Genomic DNA, 3,617 nt, shown 5'->3' with positions numbered 1-3,617 from the left:
CCAGATCCGCAGCATAGGTCGTAGAATCGTGCATCCGGCTCGGGAGCTGCTTCCAGAAGATGATCGACGATTTGAGCCGCCACGCGTTGCTTGCCGCCCTGATATGCGCAGGGTACGCGCATTCGGCAACTCATAAAAATTTCCTGCGGATCAGGATCCGTGCATAAACGCGCCGGCCATTGATGATACCGACACCTCCTCTGTCTTCAGAATGCTGACGATAGCCTACCTCTGTAAGTATCTTGGGGGATACGTTGGAGCGTGCATTGCCGTTGGCAAGCATAATGATCTCGAACTGATCCGGACTGTATTTGTCGAGAAACGTGATCGGTACTCCCATAATCCCGTCGTAGTCTACCGGAATGTTTTGGGTGCGCCCAACGTCGATAGCTTCGTAGTTTTCGTAACGTGGATATTCGTCCGGAGTATAGCGGCAAGTTAATTCTAAAGGCTCATGCCGTTTGCTGGTGTCCAGGTTGGTGAACCAGCGTACGCCCTTTACCCGGATGAAACGTCGCCCTTCCTCGTCCGTACCGCAACCCGCGGCATTTAACGGGTAGCTATCGGGTACATGAAATTTGCGATCCCCGGAGCGGATAGATTCTCCGTACCAGACTTTATTGTCACAGAAAAGGGGGAAGACCTCCTTGTATGTTGTAGCATTCATATTCCCAAGGATAATAAAATCCTTTTCGTGACGCGCTAGGAGGCTAATGTACTCGCGAAAGAGACTGAAGGGGGGATTGGTGGCGATTATGTCGGCTTCCTTAAGCAAAGCTTCACACTCACCTGAGCGAAAATCACCGTCACCAGCGAGATGCTCGAGAGAGTTGCCTGGCATGGCAAACAATGGCTCTAAATCCAGAGAACCATCAGGCCTCTCCAGAGGCTCGTCAGGCACCTCTGTGACTACTGCCTTATAGGCACCAGTCACTCCCTCTAATGGATATTCTTGTCCCGCGATTGGGGAGCCGTCGTAGCAGGTAGAAGTAAGCCCCGCCAGTCCGAGCTTGTCGAAATTAAGCACAAAAAATCGGAAGAAAGCCGACTCAAAAGGATCGTCACAGTTACAAAGTATGGTTTTTCCCTTTAGTTGCTCCCGATGCTTCACCATTTCCCTTTGCACATCTTCATACTGCGTATAGAACTCATCTTTTTTGACGATGAAGGCATGATTGAGTGTGGCATTTCTGGGTTTTGGGTGTAGTTTTGGACGTTCTAACGTGATATCAAATGGCATAGTGCCCTCGCGAACCACCGCTTTGAGAAATGTATTAATTGCGGCGGACATGCCGATGCCAATTTCGGCAAACACTTCACTGGCGCGTCGCTTGACATCCAAGTCGATGCGTATTGTCGTAGTGGGTTTTGTCGACATATTTGTAACCTCTTGGTGAAATACAATGTAGCACGTTTTATTTTTAAGTAAAACGTAGCTCGTTGTGATAATTGCGGTTTTACTCTTTATTTCCACGATTAAGTAATGGGGCGTAGTCAAACGCAACAGACGAAGGGATTTCGTTCATTTATCTATTGGTCTTGATCGGCCACAGATAACTATTCGCAGTGATTGCTTGCCCGGATGCGCTGTTGTTGGGTAAGGCACGGAACGACGGTGCTTTGCCGGTCACGTACTTTGGTGAAGAGTTTTAGGTAGGCGAGATGGTGCACGCCGTCGGTTGCGTTTATCAAAAAAACGCCTCAGGGATGGCGTATTGAGAAAGAGCTGAACGTCACTGGCTTTGAAAATGGTCAGTATATCCCCGCTATTATGGTGTTTATTCACTGGAGCTTTTTATGAAAAAAATAGCATTGTCCTCAATGCTCCCCCTGCTGTTTTTGCTCAGTTCAACGACATTTGCTTCCGATATGTCACCAGATAACGGGGTTCCCGCAGAAAAATCCGTGAAGCAAGGCGAATCATTTCAGATAATCCTGCCCGCCAGTCCGACTACGGGGTATCAGTGGATGATCCGCTCCGTTCCGCCTCAGGTAGCACTGGTGAGCATGGAATACACCACTTCCAGTGACTGCGCAAAGGGAATGTCGGGGTGTGGAGGAGATACCGTACTCAGCCTGACAGGTATCACGCCAGGAAAGGGGAAGCTGGTTCTTCAGTATGCCCGTCTGTGGGCGCCTCAGCGCGATGACCGGCATTCTGACGTGTTGATTACTGTCATCCCGACAACAGGTGGGGCTGCTGATACATTCTGCCAGCCTGACGATATTCGGGCGCATCTTGATGACAGGGATGGGGAATTTACCGGTATGTCGCAAAGCGGTACCCTGCTGGTGTTACGCAACACAGGACACATTGCCTGCACGCTGGAACCGTTGCCGGCACTGAGGTTTGAGGATGCGAAACAGCAGCCTCTGACCGTGGAACGACGCATTCCCCACGGGATGCATCCGGGGCCGGTTCTGCGGTCGGTTGTGGTCGCGCCAGGGCAACAGGTTGCCAGCCAGCTACGTTGGGTAGCCAGCGATGCGTTTGATGCCGGCAACTGCGTTACACCGGCGTTTGTTTCGCTGGAGTTGAAAGGCGGAACGTTGCGCATCCCATTTGACCATATGATGTGTGCCGCTGCTGGCGATACTGCGTATTTTGACCAAGGGCCGCTGGGCATGATGAAATAGCCTTTTCACCCTGACGGAGGAAGACCGGTTGACCACTCTCGCCTGGCAAAAACGCCCGACCGAAGATCTCGCTCACCTTGCCTGGTGCATTCTGGCTGCTGTTGGCCTTGCCAGACAGGAAGGGAAAGCGCTTTCTGCTTTGCAGACGCATATGTTCATCATGCAGTGGTTGCTGACAGCGCAGAAGCATAAGCTGTTTTCCCGAACGTTAGCACAGGACATCATCTGGCTGCAGGAGCAGGGAAAGCGCTACGGGCTGTCAGCGCGGCTTTACAGCAAAGTGGAGTATATCTGGTTCGCCAGTTCAGGCGAACTTACGCAGCAGAGTACGCTGTTTCGTTTTACGTACATGATTGACACGCTTCGGACAATGGGCTGGATAGACTGGCTGATGTCGGCAATGGAATGGGAAGACAAAGTTAAATTAGCGGGTGATGTCTGTGCGATCTACACCCCGAAAGACGAGCTACATCGGGTGTTCACTGACAAAGGCGAACTCATCAGGTCGATGGAGTTGCGGCTTACTGGCGATATTAGCGGCATTCCTGCCTTGCTGGCACAATGTCATCTGACCGCTGAACGTCTGGAGGATGATGAGGGGTATGCTGTGTTTCGGTTGTTACCTGAACCTTTCCGCGAGTATCCGCAGACTCAGGCTTAACGACGCTACTGAAGAAAAAAACGTAATAATAAAAGGACGCCCGGCCATGAAGGCTGAGCGTCCTGTTTTTTACCTTGATAATGTAATGATATAACATCGGTTATTGGTTATTCAGGTAAAGAACCTGCGAGATTCTTTGCTGAAACACTGCTGGTAGGTTGCTCTGTTACCACAGGTGGTGGCTTTGTGGCGACTACCGCTACGGGCTGACGCGATCCCGGCTGAATATTCAGAAAGGATGCCAGCATGGTGCGCAGAGTTTCCGGGCTGGTGTTGTCAGCCAGTAACGCGGCCAGTACCGATGGCAACCGGTTGTCTA

At 51.2% G+C, this 3,617-nt stretch carries 3 protein-coding genes and 1 pseudogene; 2 read left to right on the top strand and 2 right to left on the bottom strand.

What is annotated here, in order from left to right:
* Positions 1 to 130 precede the first annotated feature (130 nt).
* A complete protein-coding gene (locus tag ADK28_RS09070; protein ID WP_075202054.1) occupies positions 131 to 1,378 on the bottom strand; it encodes a type II toxin-antitoxin system RelB/DinJ family antitoxin in 1,248 nt (415 codons plus the stop codon).
* 419 nt (positions 1,379 to 1,797) lie between these two features.
* Here ADK28_RS09070 and ADK28_RS32130 point away from each other — a divergent pair, with 419 nt between their 5' ends.
* Together ADK28_RS32130 and ADK28_RS09060 are read left to right on the top strand one after the other, a co-directional pair.
* On the top strand, positions 1,798 to 2,637 hold the full coding sequence (locus tag ADK28_RS32130; protein ID WP_082172272.1) for a protease inhibitor I42 family protein: 840 nt from the start codon (positions 1,798 to 1,800) through the stop codon (positions 2,635 to 2,637).
* Positions 2,638 to 2,665: 28 nt separating this feature from the next.
* A complete protein-coding gene (locus ADK28_RS09060; protein ID WP_048795480.1) occupies positions 2,666 to 3,298 on the top strand; it encodes a DUF2913 family protein in 633 nt (210 codons plus the stop codon).
* Between the two features lie 107 nt (positions 3,299 to 3,405).
* On the opposite strand, the pseudogene ADK28_RS32715 reads toward ADK28_RS09060, so the two are convergent.
* A pseudogene (locus ADK28_RS32715) lies at positions 3,406 to 3,617 on the bottom strand (plasmid stabilization protein); the annotation flags it as partial.

Origin of the sequence: Serratia sp. 506_PEND (assembly GCF_001076875.1) — a bacterium.
In the GTDB taxonomy this organism is placed as follows: domain Bacteria; phylum Pseudomonadota; class Gammaproteobacteria; order Enterobacterales; family Enterobacteriaceae; genus Serratia; species Serratia marcescens.
The sequence above is the reverse complement of the archived record's forward strand: the minus strand, read 5'-3'. Positions and strand labels throughout refer to the sequence as shown.